The organism is Mycolicibacterium iranicum (assembly GCF_014190915.1).
In the GTDB taxonomy this organism is placed as follows: domain Bacteria; phylum Actinomycetota; class Actinomycetes; order Mycobacteriales; family Mycobacteriaceae; genus Mycobacterium; species Mycobacterium iranicum_B.
Genome location: NZ_JACHVU010000011.1, coordinates 130,143 through 146,219, shown reverse-complemented (window position 1 = coordinate 146,219; position 16,077 = coordinate 130,143). Strand labels below are relative to the sequence as shown.

The following is a 16,077-nucleotide window of genomic DNA, read 5'->3' as shown; positions in this document are numbered from 1 at the left end:
CCTACAGTCAGGACGTGACGAACGCCAGCCCGGCCGGGGACCGGATTCAGCTGTCCTCCGGGCATGTCGGCGACACCGTCACCCACCTGGAACGCCGCATCCACGCCCGGTTCGGTGAACGTGGCCTGACCAAGGCCGCGCGCGACCTCGGTCGCCTGGTGGATTCGGTCGCCACCGAGGCCGAGCAGTCACACGCGCGACTACGCCGGATGACGTTGATCGCCCGGACGGCCGGCATCGTGATCATCGTCGCGACGGTCGTGGCGCTCGTGGTCAGCATGCGCACCGCGGTCACCGACGGGCTCGAGCACAGCTCCGACTGGGTGCCGCTGGTCGAGAGCGTGATCAACGACCTGGTGTTCGCCGCGATCGCGGTCGTGTTCCTGTGGGCCTTCCCCGAACGTCTGGAGCGCCGTTCGCTTCTGCGGCTGTTGCACGGCATGCGCTCTTTCGCCCACGTCATCGACATGCATCAGCTGTCCAAAGATCCCGAGCAGCTCCGACCGGGCTACACGGCCACCTCCGAGAGCGTGATCCACGGGCTCGACGCCGAGCAACTGCACCACTACCTGGACTACTGCTCCGAACTTCTCAGCCTGACCGCCAAGACCGCGGCGTTGTGCGCCCAGTACAGCACCGACGCAGTGGTGCTCGAGACCATCTCCTACATCGAGACCTTGACCACGGAGCTGTCCAGCAAGATCTGGCAGAAGATCTCGCTGCTTCCCCGCCCCCTCGGCCCGAAATAGACTGACGCGCCGTGCACATCGTCGCCATTCACCTCGCGCCCGGCCGCAAGGTGCCGACCCGCTCGGTCACCTGTGTCGAGGCCGAGGCGGGCCGTGGTCTCGTCGGGGATCGCTACCACGGCACCAAGCACCGGCACGTCAGCATCCAGTCCCAGGAGATGCTCGAACACGCGGCCGCGGAGCTGGGTCTCGCCGTGGACCCGGGCGCGACGCGGCGCAACGTGACCGTCGACGGCGGCGTCATTCCCACCCGCCCGGGTTCGCGGTTGCGGATCGGCGAGGTCGAGCTGGAGGTGGTGCGTGTCGCCGCGCCGTGCCGACTCCTCGACGACTGGATCGCGCCGGGTGCGGCGCGGGCCATGAGCCGGCGCGGAGGTTCGATCTGCCGCGTGCTGACATCCGGTCCGATCAGGGTCGGCGACCACGTCGAGGTCCCGCAGGGCTGAGGTCAGCCGCCCTCGTCACCACCGACCTCGGCGGGCAGCGGTGGCGGCAGCGGCGTCGTCGGTGCGGGTTCCTCGGTCGCCGAGGGGCTTTCGGTGGAACCGCCCGTGGAGCTGCCCGAGGACCCTGGGCGGTGGAAGTCGACCATCGGTTCGTCCCGAAGAACCTTCTCCTGCTCGCTGATGACCAGCGCGTCGGCGGTCACCATGTAATCGATGCCGTCGTTGGTCGCGGTGAACGCGCCGTCGGCAGAATTCGTTGCGGGCAGGATCAACCGGGCGCCGTCGCGAACCCGCACGCCGCGGTATTCGAGGTCGCCGTCGGCGTCCTCACAGACGGCGATGCGGGAGCTCGCGGTGCTGCCGAAGACGACCGCGGTGTCCGGCGCCGCGCAGCGGGCGGTCGAATCGAGGTAGCCCCGGCCGTCGTAGGCGGGGGCCGACGACGCGCCGGGCGCGGCGATGAGGATCAGGGGCGCCGCCGCGAGCGCAGCGGACCCGGCGATCGTGATGCGGCGCGGGAGTGGGCTGGTGGAAGACATCATCTTCCACCAGACCACGTGCCGGCGGACTACGCGAATGTCAGGAACCGATGAGCGCGCATCGTTGGCCGTTCGAGACACGACCGTAATGAGTTCGGTCCCCGTGGCGATGAACGGGTTGATGACACTGAGACCTGGTCGGGGACCTGCTCTGAGATCGGCGCGGCGATCGGCGCTGCGACCCGCAGGGGTCCGCCGCGGTCTGACGTCCCGGTGCGCTGCGGTGGTGCTCGCCGCGGTCATGGCTTTCGGTTCGGTCGCCGGCGGCGCGGCGGTCGGCACCGCTCACGCCGCGCCACCCGTGGTGGCCAAGGACTTCAGCAGGCCGGCGATCGTCATCCTGGGCTACGGCCTCAAACCCGACGGCACCATGCGCCTGATCCTGCACACGCGGGTCCTCGCGGGTATGGCTGTGGGACACATGTTTCCGCAATCGCCGATCATCGTCACCGGCGGCAATCCCCGCAACGGCAACACCGAGGCCGGCCAGATGCGCAAGATGTTGCGGCTGTACGGGATTCCCGAGGAACGCATCATCGTCGAGGACCGAGCCAACAGCACTGTGCAGAACGCGGCTTTCTCGGTGCCGCTGGCACAGCAGGCCGACACGTCCGGAATCATCCTGGTGACCTCGTCGTCACACCAGGACCGCGCTGACGGCAACTTCGCCGATGCCGGTGGCAACATTCTGGCGACCGTCAGCTTTCCCGACAACAATCCGTCGGTGAACGTCGCCCAGTTCGTCCGGGACGTCATCAGTCCGTTCATCGCCGTCACCTGACGTGCGCGAGCGTTCGGTGGTGACGGCCCAGCAGAGCGCGCGCCGGCATCGATGGGGCCTCGGCGCGTTCGTCGTCGTCGAGACCGCGTACCTGGCGTCGTCGGTACTCCTCGCGCTCGCCCTGGCCGGCCCCGGGCCGGAATCCGTCTCCACGATCCTGCTGTCCGTGGGCATTCCGAGTGTGCTCGCGGCGGTGCTGGCGATCGTCGTGACGAGGCTGCGAGGCAACGGCCCACGCGTCGACCTCCGGATGCGATTCTCCTGGCACGCGGCAGGAATCGGCTTGCTCTTCGGCATCGCCGGCCTCGCGATCACGATTCCGGCGTCGTTGCTGTGGACCAGCGTGGTCGGGGACGAGGCCACCTCGGCAGCCGGTGAGGTCTTCGGAGGAGCGCGAGGCAGTTGGGCCTGGGCCGTCGCCGTTTTCGTGTTGATCGCCATCGTCGCACCGATCTGTGAAGAGATCGTCTATCGCGGCCTGCTCTGGGGCGCCGTCGATCAGCGGTGGGGGCGGTGGGTCGCGTTCGCGGTCACCACCGTCGTCTTCGCCGTCGCCCATTTCGAGTGGACTCGGATACCTCTGCTTCTGGTGGTGGCCGTTCCGATCGGACTGGCACGCCTGTACACCGACAACCTCACCGCCGGTGTGGTCGCCCACCAGGTGACCAACCTGTTGCCGGGCCTAGTGCTCATGTTCACCGTGGCCGGTGCTCTGCCGGCGGCCTGACCGCTGCGTCGAATGCCCCGGCGAGATACTCGTCCCGGCCACGATCACCACGCTCTCGGCGTCCTCGGCGCGAAGGCCACCACACAGCCACGCCGCACCGGGGGCGACGCCTGCGCGACAGACGCCTCGATGCCCGTCCAGAAAGAATCCCAGATCGCCTATGCGAAGCCATGATCCGATCAGGTCGGCTCCCACGGCGTGAGCGTAACGCCGGGTGCCGGTCCATCAGCTCAGTCCAGGTGCGCTGGACCGTTGCGTAGCAGTGCTTCTGGGTCAGGTCTGCGAATCGCCCGACGACGAGTCGGCGTCGCTGCTTGAAGCAGAGGTGTTTCCGGTGTCGGTGCCGGCGTCGTCCGTGTCGGTGTCGTCGATGTCGGCGTCGTCCGCGGCCGTGTCGTCGGTGTCCTCGGTGTCGTCCGTGGCCGCATCGTCGGTGTCGTCCGCGGCCGCGTCGTCGGTGCCGGTGTCGTCAGTGTCTGCGACGTCCGTGTCCTCAGCGGCCTCGTCCCCGTCGGAGGTCACCGGGGTGGAGTCGGACTCGCCGTCGACCGCTGATCCGGTGTCGACCGTGGCGTCCGGTGCCGAATGCCGGCCCACGCCGCTCACGCCGTCGACCTGCTGGTCGGCGACCAGCGAGAAGCGGGACGCGCGCGGACCGCCCAGCGCATGCTTGCCGGTCGTACCGGACAGCGCGTCCTGCAGGACTTCGTCGTGGTCGGCGGGATCCACCAGGCCCGGATAGTCGCGGTCGTAGGCGGAGTCGATGATCTCCTTGAGCGGGCCGTTCAGCCGGTCGGCGAGTTCGTCGAGCCCGAGCATGCGCAGCGGCTCGAGCAGCGGAAGGTTCTCGCGCCGCAGCAGGACGTAGGTGGTGTTCCCCTCGGTCCACACCAGCTTCTCCGAAGAGTCCAGGTCGATGTCCTGGTAGCCGAAGATGTGCACGTACTGGAAACCGGCGATGGCATTGGCCACCGCGAGGATGTTCAGGGGGTTGTCGGGGAAATCGGCGGCTCCGTCGTACTGGATCGCGATGTCGAGGACGTTGTACTCGCTGCCGGGAGTCGGCTGGTCGATCCCGAGACGGCTGCGGATTCCGCCGTACTTGCGGAGCGGGTTGGCGGCCAGGACGAAGGACAGCTCGTCCGGCGACGGCGCGTCGTCGTCGCCGGCGTTCTCCCTGATCCAGTGCGTCGAAATCGTGGCGCCCTGCGAAAAGCCCACCACAGTGGTCGGCGACGCAGTCGTGTTGATGGCCGCCCGCAGGGCCCGCAGACCGTCTGCCTCGCCGCCGACCGGCAGCCCGGACAGATAACGGACCGCGGAGCAGGTGTTGCCGGACGCCTCCGAGCAGTAGGCGCCCTGGAAGATCTCGGCCATGTCCCATTCGATGGTGCCCCCGAAGGTATAACCCGTCACCGTCAGGACATTTGCTGCCAGGGCGGGGGGCTGGGGGGTGGCCGCGCTCAAGGCAGCAACCGTTGCGGCGCCAGCCGCAGCGAGGATTCCGCGCACGTACGTCCTTCGGGTGGGGCGATCCAGGCGGGCTGGAAGGCGGGTGGTCCGGCGAGATGAGATTAATGGACGCCCGTCAATCTCACAATATTTAACGAGAACTCGACAACGGCGCGTCCATCGACGTCCTCGTCGGTGCGGCACAGCTGGTCAGCAGATAGCACCTCGCCCACCCGCGGGCGCACGGCAGCCGAAATGGAGCACGGGTGTTCAGTTAATCTTCGCGGCGTCCTACGACGCGCTATGGCACGCGCATGCAATCGTTTGCTGCCGAGCCGGTGGCAAGGAGGTGAACGGCAATCGACAGTGCCGTCAAATCCGTTGTTGCGGAATCGCTTTCACCGCCGCCGCGGGTCTAGTCCTGGGCGCCTGCGAGCAGGCCGGTGGAGGCGAACTTCAGCCCGCTGCGCAATTCCTCGAGACTGATCGGATCATCGGCTTCGATGTAGCGCATCGTGGTGGCGACGGCCATGTTGAAGAACAGCCACGCCAGCGCCCGCGGGCTCAGTTCGTGGCGGTAGTGATCGCGGTAATGGCCCATGTGCAGCGTGGCCATGGCGAGCAGGGTCGCGTTCAGCCCCGAGATGTTCTCGAACGTGCGGACGTGATCGGGACGTTCGGCGAGGTATCGGATCAGGCGCCGGTTGGCGATGGTGAAGTCGATCAGGATGTCGATGGACGATTCCATCGCCTTCTCGGGCTGATCGAGGGTGACCGACCGCAGCATGTCCTCGATCGCCGGCGCCTGTTGGGCCGCCAGCCGCTCGATTGCGGCGTTGATGATCTCTTCCTTGTTGGTGAAGTACTGATAGATGGAGCCCTTGCTCACACCGGCCTTGTCGGCGATCAGGTTCGTGGTGAGCTGTTCAGGGTCAGTTTTGAGCAGCAGTTCGGCGGCGGTGCCCACGATTTTTGCGACCATCTCGCGGGACCGTTCCTGCTGTGGCGCCTTTCGGCGCGCTGACGTGCGTCTATCGGCACTCACAAGCACTCCTGATGCGACTTGAATGCGACCTTTCGGTCATATTAGCGTTCGGCATTCCTACCACCGGAGGTTTGACACACCCATGACCGCCATCACGGACGTCGACGTCCTGCCCAGTGACGACGAGCCGGCTGCGCCCGAACTGGTCCCTCTGGACTCCCTCACCGCCGAGCACACCGGCCGGTGGACGTTCCTGATCGTCGACGGGGCCGCGTTCATGATGCAGGCCATGGAACCCGTGATCGCCGAGGTCACCGGCCGCTACTCCGCGGCCTTCCAGGGTGACCCGGGCGGCCGCGCCATCCGCTCCATCGACTCGGTGCTGCGGTGGACCTACGGCGGAACCGAGGCGGTGGCCGAGGGCAACCGGGTGCGCGCGATGCACCAGCCGATCACCATGAGGAGCGCCGCGTCGGGCAAGCAGATCAGCGCGCTGAATCCGCAGTCCTACCAGTGGGTCATCGCGACGGGGTACATCGTCACCGCCCAGGGTGGCAGGCTGCTCATCGGCCGGGATTTCACCGAGGCGGAGAAGGAGGAGCTGCTCCGAGACAACCGCCGGCTGGCGCGCCTGCTGCACGTCCCGATGCGCGGATATCCGGAGACCATCGCCGAGATGGACGACTACTTCGAGTCCTGGGTCGACAAGCTGGAGGGCACACCGCAGGCACTGCAGCTGATCGAAGAGATGAGGACCGGCAGGGTCGACCTGCCCGACTCACTGCCGAGGATCCTGCACCCCGTCGCCCGCGCGCTCGCGCGTCCGGGCATCCGGTTGAACTACCTGTCGGTGGTGGGTCTGCTCGATCCGCGTCTGAGGGTCAAGCTCGGCGTCACCTGGAGCCCGGAGGAACAGCGGCAGCTGATGCGCATCTACCGGATGATCCGCCTCGCCTACCGCGTCCTGCCCGACCGTCTGACCTACTTCCCGCTCGCTTACCACGCCCGCAAGCACCACAGGTGCCTGGAGAAGATGAAGGAACGTCAGAAGAAGTCGTACGCCTACAAAGTTCCCGGGGCCGTCCAGCCTTAGCGTCAGGAGATGATGCGCACGAGGTAGGGCGTCATGTCCTTGGTGCGCACGGGTGACACCGCGACACCGGTGTCCGTGGTCTCGACCATCTGGCCGTTGCCGATGAAGAGCGCCACGCTCTGCGTGCCCTCCGGTCCGTAGAACAGCAGGTCGCCGGGCAGGGCGAGCGCCGGGCTCACCTTCTGGCCGACCTTGTACATCTCACCGGAGGACCGCGGAAGCTTCACTCCCACACCGGCGTACGCGTAGACCATGAGGCCGGATGCATCGAAGCCGACCACCTCGACGCGCGGGGCGGGCGCGGGCGCGGGCAGCGTCGCCCCGGGGGTCACGGTCGGCAGGTTCAGGCCGGGTGTCAGGCCCGAGGACTGGGCGTCGATCGCCGCCTGGTCCGGGAGGCCGGGCTGCTCCGGGGCGGCGACGGTGCCCTTGCTGGGCCCGGATGCGCCGCCGCCGCCGTAGGCGAACGGGACGCCCCGCTGTGACAACGCCCGCGCGATCACGGCGTCGACCGCCTTCTGGTTGGTCGCCGACCGCGCGGGCTGAGCCGTCGCCAGACCCGGTGTCGCCAACAGGAGGGCGAGCCCGATCACCAAGACGAAGACGCGTCGCATTGCAGTTCCACCGCTTTCCCGCCGCCGGCGCCTGACGGCACCGGACATCTCAATTAACAACAGTCACTATGACCACTTCTACACCACGCACAGCGGCGTATTTACGTCGTCGCAGGACCGTGCACGAGACAGTTGCCGGACCGGAATCGAACGGTGACCTATATCGGCGCGTCGCCCTCTAGGGTGTGTCGCGCCTCACGCCTTGAGCGCGGCCAGCGCCGCGTCGTAATCGGGCTCCTGTCCGATCTCCGGGACGAGCTCGGTGTAGGTGACGTTGCCGTCGGCCCCGACCACCACGACCGCGCGGGCCAGCAGGCCGGCCATCGGACCGTCGGTGATGGTGATGCCGAAGTCCTCGCCGAAGCTGTCGCGGAACGCCGACGCGGTCGTCACGTTCTCGATGCCCTCGGCGCCGCAGAAACGCTTCTGCGCGAACGGCAGATCCTTGGAGACACACAGCACCGTCACGCCGTCTTCGGCCGCGCGCTCGTTGAACGCGCGCACGCTGGCCCCGCACACGGGCGTGTCCACCGACGGGAAGATGTTGAGCAGCAGGGGCTTGCCGCGGAACTGATCGTCGCCGACCGTGCCGAGATCCGTGCCGGTGAGCGAGAAGCCCGGTGCCGCAGATCCGACAGCGGGCAGCTCGCCAACGGTGTTGATCGGGTTTCCGCGCAAAGTTATCTGTGCCATGGGGCACAGTCTGCCAAGCGCCGGCCCTTTGGTCGCGCCGGGGTCACCCGCTCCCGTAGAGGCGTGCCACGTCCGGCGAATCGAGCCAGCCCGAGTACGTCGGACTCTTCGGCCAGCCCTGCGGTGAGTCCTGCCATTCCTCCTGCCGGCCCCAGGGCAGGACGTCGACGAGCGGGAAGGTGTGGCTGAGCTGTTCGGTGCCACGGCCATTGGTGTGCCAGGTGCGGTAGACCGTGTCGCCGTCGCGCAGGAAGACGTTCACCCCGAAGCCGGTTCCCGGGGCGGCGTCGACATCGGCGGCGAACGGACTGTCCGACGACGAGTACCACTCCATCCGGTTGCCCACCCTGTCGCGATAGGCCAAGGCTTCGTCGATGGGGCCCGCCGTGACGATCACGAACCGGGCGTCGTAGTTGGCAAGGAAGTCCAGTCTGGTGAATTGCGCTGTGTACCCGGTGCACCCACCGCACTGCCATTCGGCGCCGTCGTTCCACATGTGGTTGTAGACGATGAGTTGCGATCGCCCGTCGAAGATGTCGACGAGACGGATCGGCCCGCCGGGCCCGATGAGCGTGTAGTCCGGCATCTCGACCATCGGCAGGCGCCGACGCTGGGCGGCGATCGCGTCGAGTTCACGAGTCGCGGCCTTCTCGCGCACCCGCAACTCGTCGAGAGCCTGTCGCCACGCGCCGGCGTCGACCACAGGCGGCAGGGACTTCGGTTCGGTCATTACAGTCACCCTCCGGAAGCTCGGTTCGGTCGTGCTCGTCGATGTTGAGACCATCGCGCGCCCGGAAACTCATCGTCGAAAGGACACCGGCATGCCCAGCGACACCACCACCGCCCCGCGCATCGGCCCCAACGTCGCAGGTTCGTGGTCGTCGTCGCTGTGGAACGAGATCGCCCCGACCTTCGAGGCGATCATCGCTCATCCGTTCGTCACCGGCCTCACCGACGGGACGCTGCCCGCCGACGCCTTCGCCGGTTACGTGGCGCAGGATGTCCACTACCTGCGGACCTACGCCCGGGCGCTGGCCGTGGTGGCCGCGAAGGCGCCGACCCTGGCCGACACCGCGATGTTCGCCCGCCACGCCGCCGAGGTCTTCGACGTCGAACTGTCCCTGCACGGCGAGCTGCTGCCCGCACTCGGCCTGTCGACCGAGGCCGTCGACGCCGTGCCGGTGGCTCCGACGACGCTGGCCTACAACAGTTATCTGCTCGCCACCGCGTATGGCGGCAGCTTCGCCGACGGCCTGGCGGCCGTGCTGCCCTGCTATTGGATCTATGCCGAGGTGGGAGCCGAACTGCTGCAGCGGGGGTCCTCGGACGCGCGGTATCAGCGGTGGATCGACAGCTACGGCGGTGACGAGTTCGCCGCCACCGTCACCGAGGTGCTGGCGCTGGCCGACCGCATCGGACCGGAGCTGACTCCGGCTGACGACGCGACCGCCCGAGAGCATTTCGTGGTGACGTCGCGGTATGAGTGGATGTTCTTCGACGCCGCATACCGCCGGGAGGTGTGGCCCGTCTGATCGGACCGGCGCCGGCGCGGATCCCGGACTATGCTGGCGGCTTCCTTCTGAGCGAGGAGTGAGATGTCCGGCGGACACATCAGGTTGACGTCGCACAGCGGAGGCAGCGACGCACCGGCGCTGTGCTGGGGGGCGCCCACCGCGGCCGAGCGCGGGCCGGTCGTCGGGACCACCACCGAGCGGGGGCATCGCAACGTCGTCGGCACGCACAGCGGGGCCTACGGCGTGTACCGGGCGCTGGCCGTCGCGGCGGGCACGCTGTCGCGGGAACACCGCGCCGACCTGACCAACACCTCGCCGACCGACGTCATCGGTCCGCATCCGCAGTGGGGTGACCCGGAGGCCATCGTGAGCCTGGATCCCTGGGGAGCCATGGTCGCCGAGGTCTTCGACCGAGAGATCGCCGGCGGCATCGACATCCGCCCGACGATCGCCGTGACCAAGGCGCAGGTCATCCTCCCCGAGGTGCACGACGCGCTGGCCCGGGGCCGGCTCGTCCCCGACGGCCGGGTGCTGCTGCCCACCGGCGCGGCACTGGTCACCAAGGCCGCCGTCGAACCGGTCTGGCACCTGCCCGGCGTCGCCCGCCGGTTCGGTTGCAGCGAATCCGATTTGCGCCGTGTGCTTTTCGAAGAGACCGGCGGTATGTACCCCGAACTGGTCACGCGTTCGGACCTGGAGGTGTTCCTTCCCCCCATCGGAGGTCAGACGCTCTACATCTTCGGCGACCCGCGCGCGCTGGCGGATCCCTCGGTCGAGCTGACCGCCCGGGTGCACGACGAGTGCAACGGCTCGGACGTGTTCGGCTCCGACATCTGCACCTGCCGGCCGTACCTGACGCATGCGATCGAGGAGTGCATCCAGGGCGCCCAGCGCGGCGGCGTCGGCCTGGTCGCCTATTCCCGCAAGGAGGGCCGCGCGCTGGGCGAGGTGACCAAGTTCCTCGTCTACAACGCCCGCAAGCGTCAGACCGGCGGTGACACGGCTGACCAGTACTTCGCGCGCACCGAATGCGTGGCGGGCGTGCAGGACATGCGTTTTCAGGAGCTGATGCCCGATGTGCTCCACTGGCTGGGCATCCGCAGGATCCATCGGCTGGTGTCGATGAGCAACATGAAGTACGACGCCATCACCGGGTCGGGTATCGCAGTGGGCGAACGAGTTTCGATCCCCGACGAGCTGATACCGGCCGACGCGCAGGTGGAGATCGACGCCAAGACCGCCGCCGGGTACTACACGGCGGGCGAGGTCCCCGACACGGTCGAGCTGAAGAAGGCCAAGGGCAGGGGCCTGAACGCATGACGGTCGAGACAGGCGTCGGAGCGGGCACCGCGGCGCAGGCCGCCGCGCTGCTGCGCACGGCCGACGCGGTGCGGCATCGTTCAGGGCAGTTGCTGGAGCGGGCGCGCCGCGGCGACTCGCGGTGGTTCGGTGTCGACGACGGCGCCCTGGCCGTCGCGGCCGACGAGGTCGCGGCGCTCACGAAGGCGCGGTTCCCGGATCTGGACATCCCCTACCACAGCCGGTGGCGGCACTTCGGCGCCGGCGAAATCGACCGGCGCGCAGATCTCGACAGTCTGCTCGGTACCGCAGACGGCAGCGAACGCGCCCGCGCGATGGTCGACCTGACGGTCGTCAGCGTCCTGCTCGACGCCGGGGCCGGTCCGGACTGGGGGTACGACGAGATCCGCGACGGCCGGCAGATCCGGTACGCCCGTTCCGAGGGACTCGGCATCGCCAGCTTCCATGCGTTTCTCGCCGGCACGTTCTCGGCGGACCGCGAACGACCGCTGCAGGTCGATGCCGACGGGCTGCGCGGGCTGACCGAGGACACGCTGGCCACCGCGTTCCAGGTGTCGCAGGACAACCCGCTGGTCGGCCTCGCCGGACGGGTCACCTTGATGCGCCGCCTCGGCGAGGTGCTCGCGTCGCAGCCGGCCATGTTCGGCGAACGCGGGAGACCCGGTGGGCTGTTCGACGTCCTGGCCGGCTCCGGCACCGTCGCCGCGCACGACATCCTCACGCTGCTGCTCACCGCGCTGTCACCGATCTGGCCGTCGCGCACGATGATCGGCGACATCGCCCTCGGCGACTGCTGGCGACACGAGGCCGTTGCGGGGCCGGGCCTGACGGCGGGCTGGGTCCCGCTGCACAAGCTCTCCCAGTGGATGACGTATTCGCTGATCGAGCCGTTCGAGTGGGCCGGGGTCGACGTGGTCGGCGTGGACGCGCTGACCGGCCTGCCCGAGTACCGCAACGGCGGTTTCCTCCTGGATTCCGGAGTGCTGACCCTGCGCGACCCTCAGCTGGCGGCCCGGACGTGGAGCCCGTCGGACGAGATGGTGATCGAGTGGCGGGCGCTGACGGTCGCGCTGCTCGACGAACTGGCCCCGCTCGTCCGGGGCCGGCTCGGGGTGGACGAGCAGGCGATGCCGCTGGCCCGAATCCTGGAAGGCGGCACGTGGGCGGCGGGCCGGGCCACGGCGCAACGGCTGCGTGCCGGCCTGCCGCCGCTGTCGGTGACCAGCGACGGGACGGTGTTCTGATGACCGTACAGGGCGGCGGGGTCCATGTGGTCGACCATCCGCTGGTCGCGCACAAGATCACGCTGATGCGGCGGAAGGATGCGTCCACGAACAGCTTTCGGCGCCTGGTCCGTGAGGTGTCGGCCATGATGGCCTACGAGGTGCTGCGCGACGTCGCCGTCCAGGACATCGAGGTGCAGACGCCGATGGAGACGACCACCGGCTCGGTGATGGACGGTAAGAAGCTGGTGTTCGTGTCGATCCTGCGGGCCGGGACGGGGATCCTCGACGGGATGCTCGACGTGGTGCCCTCGGCCCGCGTCGGGCACATCGGTCTGTACCGCGACCCGAAAATCCGCGTGGCCGTGGAGTATTACTTCAAGATGCCGGGCGACCTGCGTGAGCGCGACGTCGTCGTGGTGGACCCGCTGCTGGCCACCGGCAGCTCGGCGGTGGCGGCCGTCGACCGGTTGCGCGAATGCCACCCGAAGTCGATCAAGTTCGTCTGCCTGCTCACCTGTCCCGAGGGCATCGCCGCGATGACGCGGGCCCACCCCGACGTGCCGATCTACACCGCGGCGATCGACCGGGAACTCGACGAGCGGGGCTACATCCTGCCCGGGCTCGGCGACGTCGGCGATCGCATCTTCGGCACGAAGTGACCACCGGGGACGCCGTCACCGCCGTAGGGTGAGTCATGGCCATCATCGAAGCTGAACTTCAGCCCCAGACGCCGTTCGAGCGCGATGTCGCCGAGACGCAGAGCTACTTCGACAGCCCGCGATTCGACGGGATCATCCGCCTCTACACGGCCCGGCAGGTCGCCGAACAACGCGGCACCATCCCCGCCGACTATCCGGTCGCGCGCGAGGCCGCGACCGCCTTCCATCCGCACCTGCGCGAGCTGTTCGCCAAGGGCAGGAGCATCACCACCTTCGGCCCCTACTCCCCCGGCCAGGCCGTGGTGATGAAGCGGATGGGCATCGAAGGCATCTACCTGGGCGGCTGGGCCACCTCGGCCAAGGGTTCCATCTCCGAGGATCCCGGACCCGACCTGGCCAGCTACCCACTCAGCCAGGTGCCGGAGGAGGCCGCGGGCATCGTGCGGGCCCTGCTCACCGCGGACCGCAACCAGCAGTACCTGCGCCTGCAGATGACCGACGACCAACGGGCCGCGCAACCGCCCGTGGACTACCGGCCGTTCATCATCGCCGATGCGGACACCGGCCACGGCGGAGATCCGCACGTACGCAACCTGATCCGGCGCTTCGTCGAGGCGGGTGTGCCCGGTTACCACATCGAGGACCAACGGCCCGGCACCAAGAAGTGCGGACACCAGGGTGGCAAGGTGCTGGTGCCGTCCGATGAGCAGATCAAGCGCCTCAACACCGCGCGGTTCCAGCTGGACATCATGCGCGTGCCCGGCATCATCGTCGCCCGCACCGATGCCGAGGCGGCCAGCCTGATCGACAGCCGGGCCGACGAACGCGACCAGCCGTTCCTGCTCGGTGCCACGAATCTGAAGATCCCGTCGTACAAGTCGTGCTTCCTGGCGATGGTGCGCCGCTTCTACGACAAGGGAGTGACCGAACTCAACGGGCATCTGCTCTACGCCCTCCCCGACGGGGAGTACGCCTCGGCAGAGGCGTGGCTGCAGCGGCAGGGGCTCATCGCGCTGATCGACGAGACGTCGACCGCCTGGCAGGACGGAACCGAAGCCTCGATCGACGCCGCCTTCGACAAGGTCGAATCGCGGTTCGTCGATGCCTGGCAGGACGACGCGGGCCTGAACACCTATGGCGAGGCCGTCGCCGAGCTCCTGGAGTTCCGTGAGCGCGAGGGGGAACCGCCGTCGATGAGCGCGGCCGAATGGCGGGCGTTCGCCGAGCGGGCGCCGCTCTACAACGCCCGCGAGAAAGCCAAGGAACTCGGTGCCGACGTGGCCTGGGACTGCGAGAGGGTCAAGACCCCCGAGGGTTACTACCAGGTCCGCGGCGGAATCCCGTACGCGATCGCGAAGTCGCTGGCCGCCGCGCCGTTCGCCGACATCCTGTGGATGGAGACCAAGACGGCCGATCTGGCCGACGCCAAGCAGTTCGCCGACGCGATCCACGACGTCTACCCGGACAAGATGCTCGCCTACAACCTCTCGCCGTCGTTCAACTGGGACACCACGGGGATGTCCGACGAGGAGATGCGGGCGTTCCCGGAGGAGATCGGCAAGATGGGGTTCGTCTTCAACTTCATCACCTACGGCGGGCACCAGGTCGACGGTGTGGCCTCCGAGGAGTTCGCCACCTCGCTGCGGCAGGAGGGCATGCTCGCGCTGGCGCGGCTGCAGCGCAAGATGCGCCTCGTCGAATCCCCGTACCGCACACCGCAGACCCTGGTCGGCGGGCCGCGCAGCGATGCCGCGCTGGCGGCGTCGTCGGGACGGACGGCGACGACGAAGTCGATGGGCAAGGGTTCCACCCAGCACCAGCACCTCGTCCAGACCGAGGTGCCGAAGAAGCTGCTGGAGGAATGGCTGGCGCTGTGGAGCGAGCACTATGAGCTGCCCGAGCGGTTGCGGGTGCAACTGCGTCCCCGCCGCGCCGGTTCGGACGTCCTCGACCTCCAGATACTCGGCGCCGGCGCCGAAGAGGGTGCGGCGCCGCTGGCCAACGTCGTGGTCGACCCCATCAAGGACCGGCACGGCCGCAGCATCCTGACCGTCCGCGACCAGAACACCTTTGCCGAGCACCTGCGGCAGAAGCGCCTGATGGACGTCATCCACCTGTGGCTGATCCACCGGTTCAAGGCCGAGATCGTCTACTACGTGACGCCCACCGAGGACAACATCTACCAAACCGACAAGATGAAGTCCCACGGCATCTTCAGCGACGTCTACCAGGAGGTCGGGGAGATCATCGTCGCCGACGTGAACCAGCCGCGCATCGACGAACTCCTCGCTCCCGACCGGGAGGCGTTGACCCGGTTGATCAGCAAGCAGGATTGAGCCCGCGCGGCCGCGACATCACGGTCGCGGCCGAACGCACCACCGATTGCGTTGTACTGCAATCGATCCCACGATGCGCCTGACGGGTTCACGAGCCCAGTCAACGCCACCGTGGATTCGTGGTGCAACCGATTTTCGGGCGGCTCAGAGCAGGGCGGCCGCGCGATGCAGCCACGCGCGCCACCGGGCGACGGCCTGCGGGTCCGACACCGCGAACTGTGCGAGCTTCACCGGGTCAGGTGCGGCGGGCATCGGCGCGGCGGGCAGGTAGCCCTGCGCCGGCACCAGCGTGCGCGCCGCCGACACCACATCGCCCTCGGGCAACCACTCCGGCGCCGGCCCGCACGCGAACGGCAGGTCCGGGAGCGCTGCGGCGAGTGCGACGTCGGCGGCAAGCCCGATGCTCGTCGTCCCGGTGAAGTGCACCACCGCGGGCATACCGAGCCTCTCGAACCGGCGCAGCGCGCGACGCACGCCCCCAAGGGCCCCGCACCGCAGAACCGCGACATCGGCGCAGTGCGGATCGGATTCCAGCAGCTCGACATCCACCCCCACCGGCACGTCGACGCGTCGCCGGACCGCGGCCACGTCCCCGGCGTCGGCACACACCAACTCGACCAGATCGACCGCGGTACCCAGGCCGTCGATCCGCGTCACCGCCGCGTCCACGTCCACGACCGAGACGACGGCGCGGGCGGCCGGGTCGGCGACCGCCACCCTGCCCCGCACCGCATCGGGCCAACCGACGGTGCTCGGCTCCATCGCCGCGGTCAGCCATCGCGCCGCCAGCGCGTCGTCGGCGTCGGCGGGCGGGCTGAACTCCCCCCACCCCTGCGGGCCGTCGAGCAGGACGCCCTCCCGGACGCCATGGCGGGTCGGGACGGCGAAGACGGGGGCACTGTCGAAATCGATGAGCGTTCTCACTGACCGATAAAGCTAGCCC

17 protein-coding genes are annotated in these 16,077 nt (G+C 68.5%); 10 read left to right on the top strand and 7 right to left on the bottom strand.

What is annotated here, in order from left to right:
- Positions 1-14 precede the first annotated feature (14 nt).
- Positions 15-749 carry a hypothetical protein gene (locus tag FHR72_RS21065; protein WP_221194118.1) on the top strand — a complete coding sequence of 245 codons (735 nt, stop codon included), beginning with the start codon at positions 15-17 and terminating at the stop codon, positions 747-749.
- A gap of 11 nt (positions 750-760) precedes the next feature.
- Positions 761-1,195 (top strand): MOSC domain-containing protein, encoded by a 435-nt coding sequence (locus tag FHR72_RS21060; protein WP_183471772.1) that lies wholly within the window; start codon positions 761-763, stop codon positions 1,193-1,195.
- A 2-nt stretch (positions 1,196-1,197) separates the two neighbouring features.
- Here the strand turns inward: FHR72_RS21060 and FHR72_RS21055 are convergent, their stop codons facing one another.
- Complete coding sequence (locus tag FHR72_RS21055; protein ID WP_183471770.1) at positions 1,198-1,734, bottom strand: hypothetical protein; 537 nt, start codon at positions 1,732-1,734, stop codon at positions 1,198-1,200.
- A 241-nt stretch (positions 1,735-1,975) separates the two neighbouring features.
- On the opposite strand from FHR72_RS21055, the gene FHR72_RS21050 reads away from it, so the two are divergent.
- Together FHR72_RS21050 and FHR72_RS21045 are read left to right on the top strand one after the other, a co-directional pair.
- On the top strand, positions 1,976-2,515 hold the full coding sequence (locus tag FHR72_RS21050; protein ID WP_260156149.1) for a YdcF family protein: 540 nt from the start codon (positions 1,976-1,978) through the stop codon (positions 2,513-2,515).
- A gap of 19 nt (positions 2,516-2,534) precedes the next feature.
- Positions 2,535-3,242, top strand: coding sequence for a CPBP family intramembrane glutamic endopeptidase (locus FHR72_RS21045; RefSeq protein ID WP_396888488.1), 708 nt, complete (start codon positions 2,535-2,537; stop codon positions 3,240-3,242).
- A 273-nt stretch (positions 3,243-3,515) separates the two neighbouring features.
- On the opposite strand, the gene FHR72_RS21040 is transcribed toward FHR72_RS21045, so the two are convergent.
- Complete coding sequence (locus tag FHR72_RS21040; RefSeq protein WP_260156148.1) at positions 3,516-4,709, bottom strand: PE-PPE domain-containing protein; 1,194 nt, start codon at positions 4,707-4,709, stop codon at positions 3,516-3,518.
- 400 nt (positions 4,710-5,109) lie between these two features.
- Positions 5,110-5,676 (bottom strand): TetR/AcrR family transcriptional regulator, encoded by a 567-nt coding sequence (locus tag FHR72_RS21035; RefSeq protein WP_183471764.1) that lies wholly within the window; start codon positions 5,674-5,676, stop codon positions 5,110-5,112.
- 145 nt (positions 5,677-5,821) lie between these two features.
- Between FHR72_RS21035 and FHR72_RS21030 the strand changes: the two genes are divergently transcribed.
- Positions 5,822-6,772, top strand: coding sequence for an oxygenase MpaB family protein (locus FHR72_RS21030; RefSeq protein ID WP_183471762.1), 951 nt, complete (start codon positions 5,822-5,824; stop codon positions 6,770-6,772).
- A 2-nt stretch (positions 6,773-6,774) separates the two neighbouring features.
- On the opposite strand, the gene ripD is transcribed toward FHR72_RS21030, so the two are convergent.
- The 3 genes from ripD to FHR72_RS21015 all read right to left on the bottom strand — a co-directional run bounded on the left by ripD (position 6,775) and on the right by FHR72_RS21015 (position 8,809).
- Positions 6,775-7,386, bottom strand: coding sequence for an NlpC/P60 family peptidoglycan-binding protein RipD (gene ripD / locus FHR72_RS21025; RefSeq protein ID WP_183471760.1), 612 nt, complete (start codon positions 7,384-7,386; stop codon positions 6,775-6,777).
- Between the two features lie 195 nt (positions 7,387-7,581).
- Complete coding sequence (gene tpx / locus FHR72_RS21020) at positions 7,582-8,079, bottom strand: thiol peroxidase (RefSeq protein ID WP_183471758.1); 498 nt, start codon at positions 8,077-8,079, stop codon at positions 7,582-7,584.
- A 43-nt stretch (positions 8,080-8,122) separates the two neighbouring features.
- Complete coding sequence (locus FHR72_RS21015; RefSeq protein WP_183471756.1) at positions 8,123-8,809, bottom strand: DUF899 domain-containing protein; 687 nt, start codon at positions 8,807-8,809, stop codon at positions 8,123-8,125.
- 91 nt (positions 8,810-8,900) lie between these two features.
- On the opposite strand from FHR72_RS21015, the gene tenA reads away from it, so the two are divergent.
- The 5 genes from tenA (at position 8,901) to aceA (ending at position 15,134) form a co-directional block, all read left to right on the top strand.
- Complete coding sequence (gene tenA, locus FHR72_RS21010) at positions 8,901-9,611, top strand: thiaminase II (protein ID WP_183471754.1); 711 nt, start codon at positions 8,901-8,903, stop codon at positions 9,609-9,611.
- Positions 9,612-9,674: 63 nt separating this feature from the next.
- On the top strand, positions 9,675-10,913 hold the full coding sequence (locus tag FHR72_RS21005) for a GTP cyclohydrolase II (protein WP_183471752.1): 1,239 nt from the start codon (positions 9,675-9,677) through the stop codon (positions 10,911-10,913).
- Positions 10,910-12,157 (top strand): URC4/urg3 family protein, encoded by a 1,248-nt coding sequence (locus FHR72_RS21000; protein WP_183471750.1) that lies wholly within the window; start codon positions 10,910-10,912, stop codon positions 12,155-12,157. Before FHR72_RS21005 ends, FHR72_RS21000 begins: the two co-directional genes overlap by 4 nt.
- Positions 12,157-12,798 (top strand): uracil phosphoribosyltransferase, encoded by a 642-nt coding sequence (gene upp, locus FHR72_RS20995; protein WP_183471748.1) that lies wholly within the window; start codon positions 12,157-12,159, stop codon positions 12,796-12,798. The genes FHR72_RS21000 and upp overlap by 1 nt, the downstream gene beginning before the upstream one ends.
- 35 nt (positions 12,799-12,833) lie before the next feature.
- Positions 12,834-15,134 (top strand): isocitrate lyase ICL2, encoded by a 2,301-nt coding sequence (gene aceA / locus FHR72_RS20990; protein WP_183471745.1) that lies wholly within the window; start codon positions 12,834-12,836, stop codon positions 15,132-15,134.
- Positions 15,135-15,278: 144 nt separating this feature from the next.
- Here the strand turns inward: aceA and FHR72_RS20985 are convergent, their stop codons facing one another.
- Positions 15,279-16,058 carry an O-succinylbenzoate-CoA synthase gene (locus tag FHR72_RS20985; RefSeq protein WP_183471743.1) on the bottom strand — a complete coding sequence of 260 codons (780 nt, stop codon included), beginning with the start codon at positions 16,056-16,058 and terminating at the stop codon, positions 15,279-15,281.
- Positions 16,059-16,077: the final 19 nt, after the last annotated feature.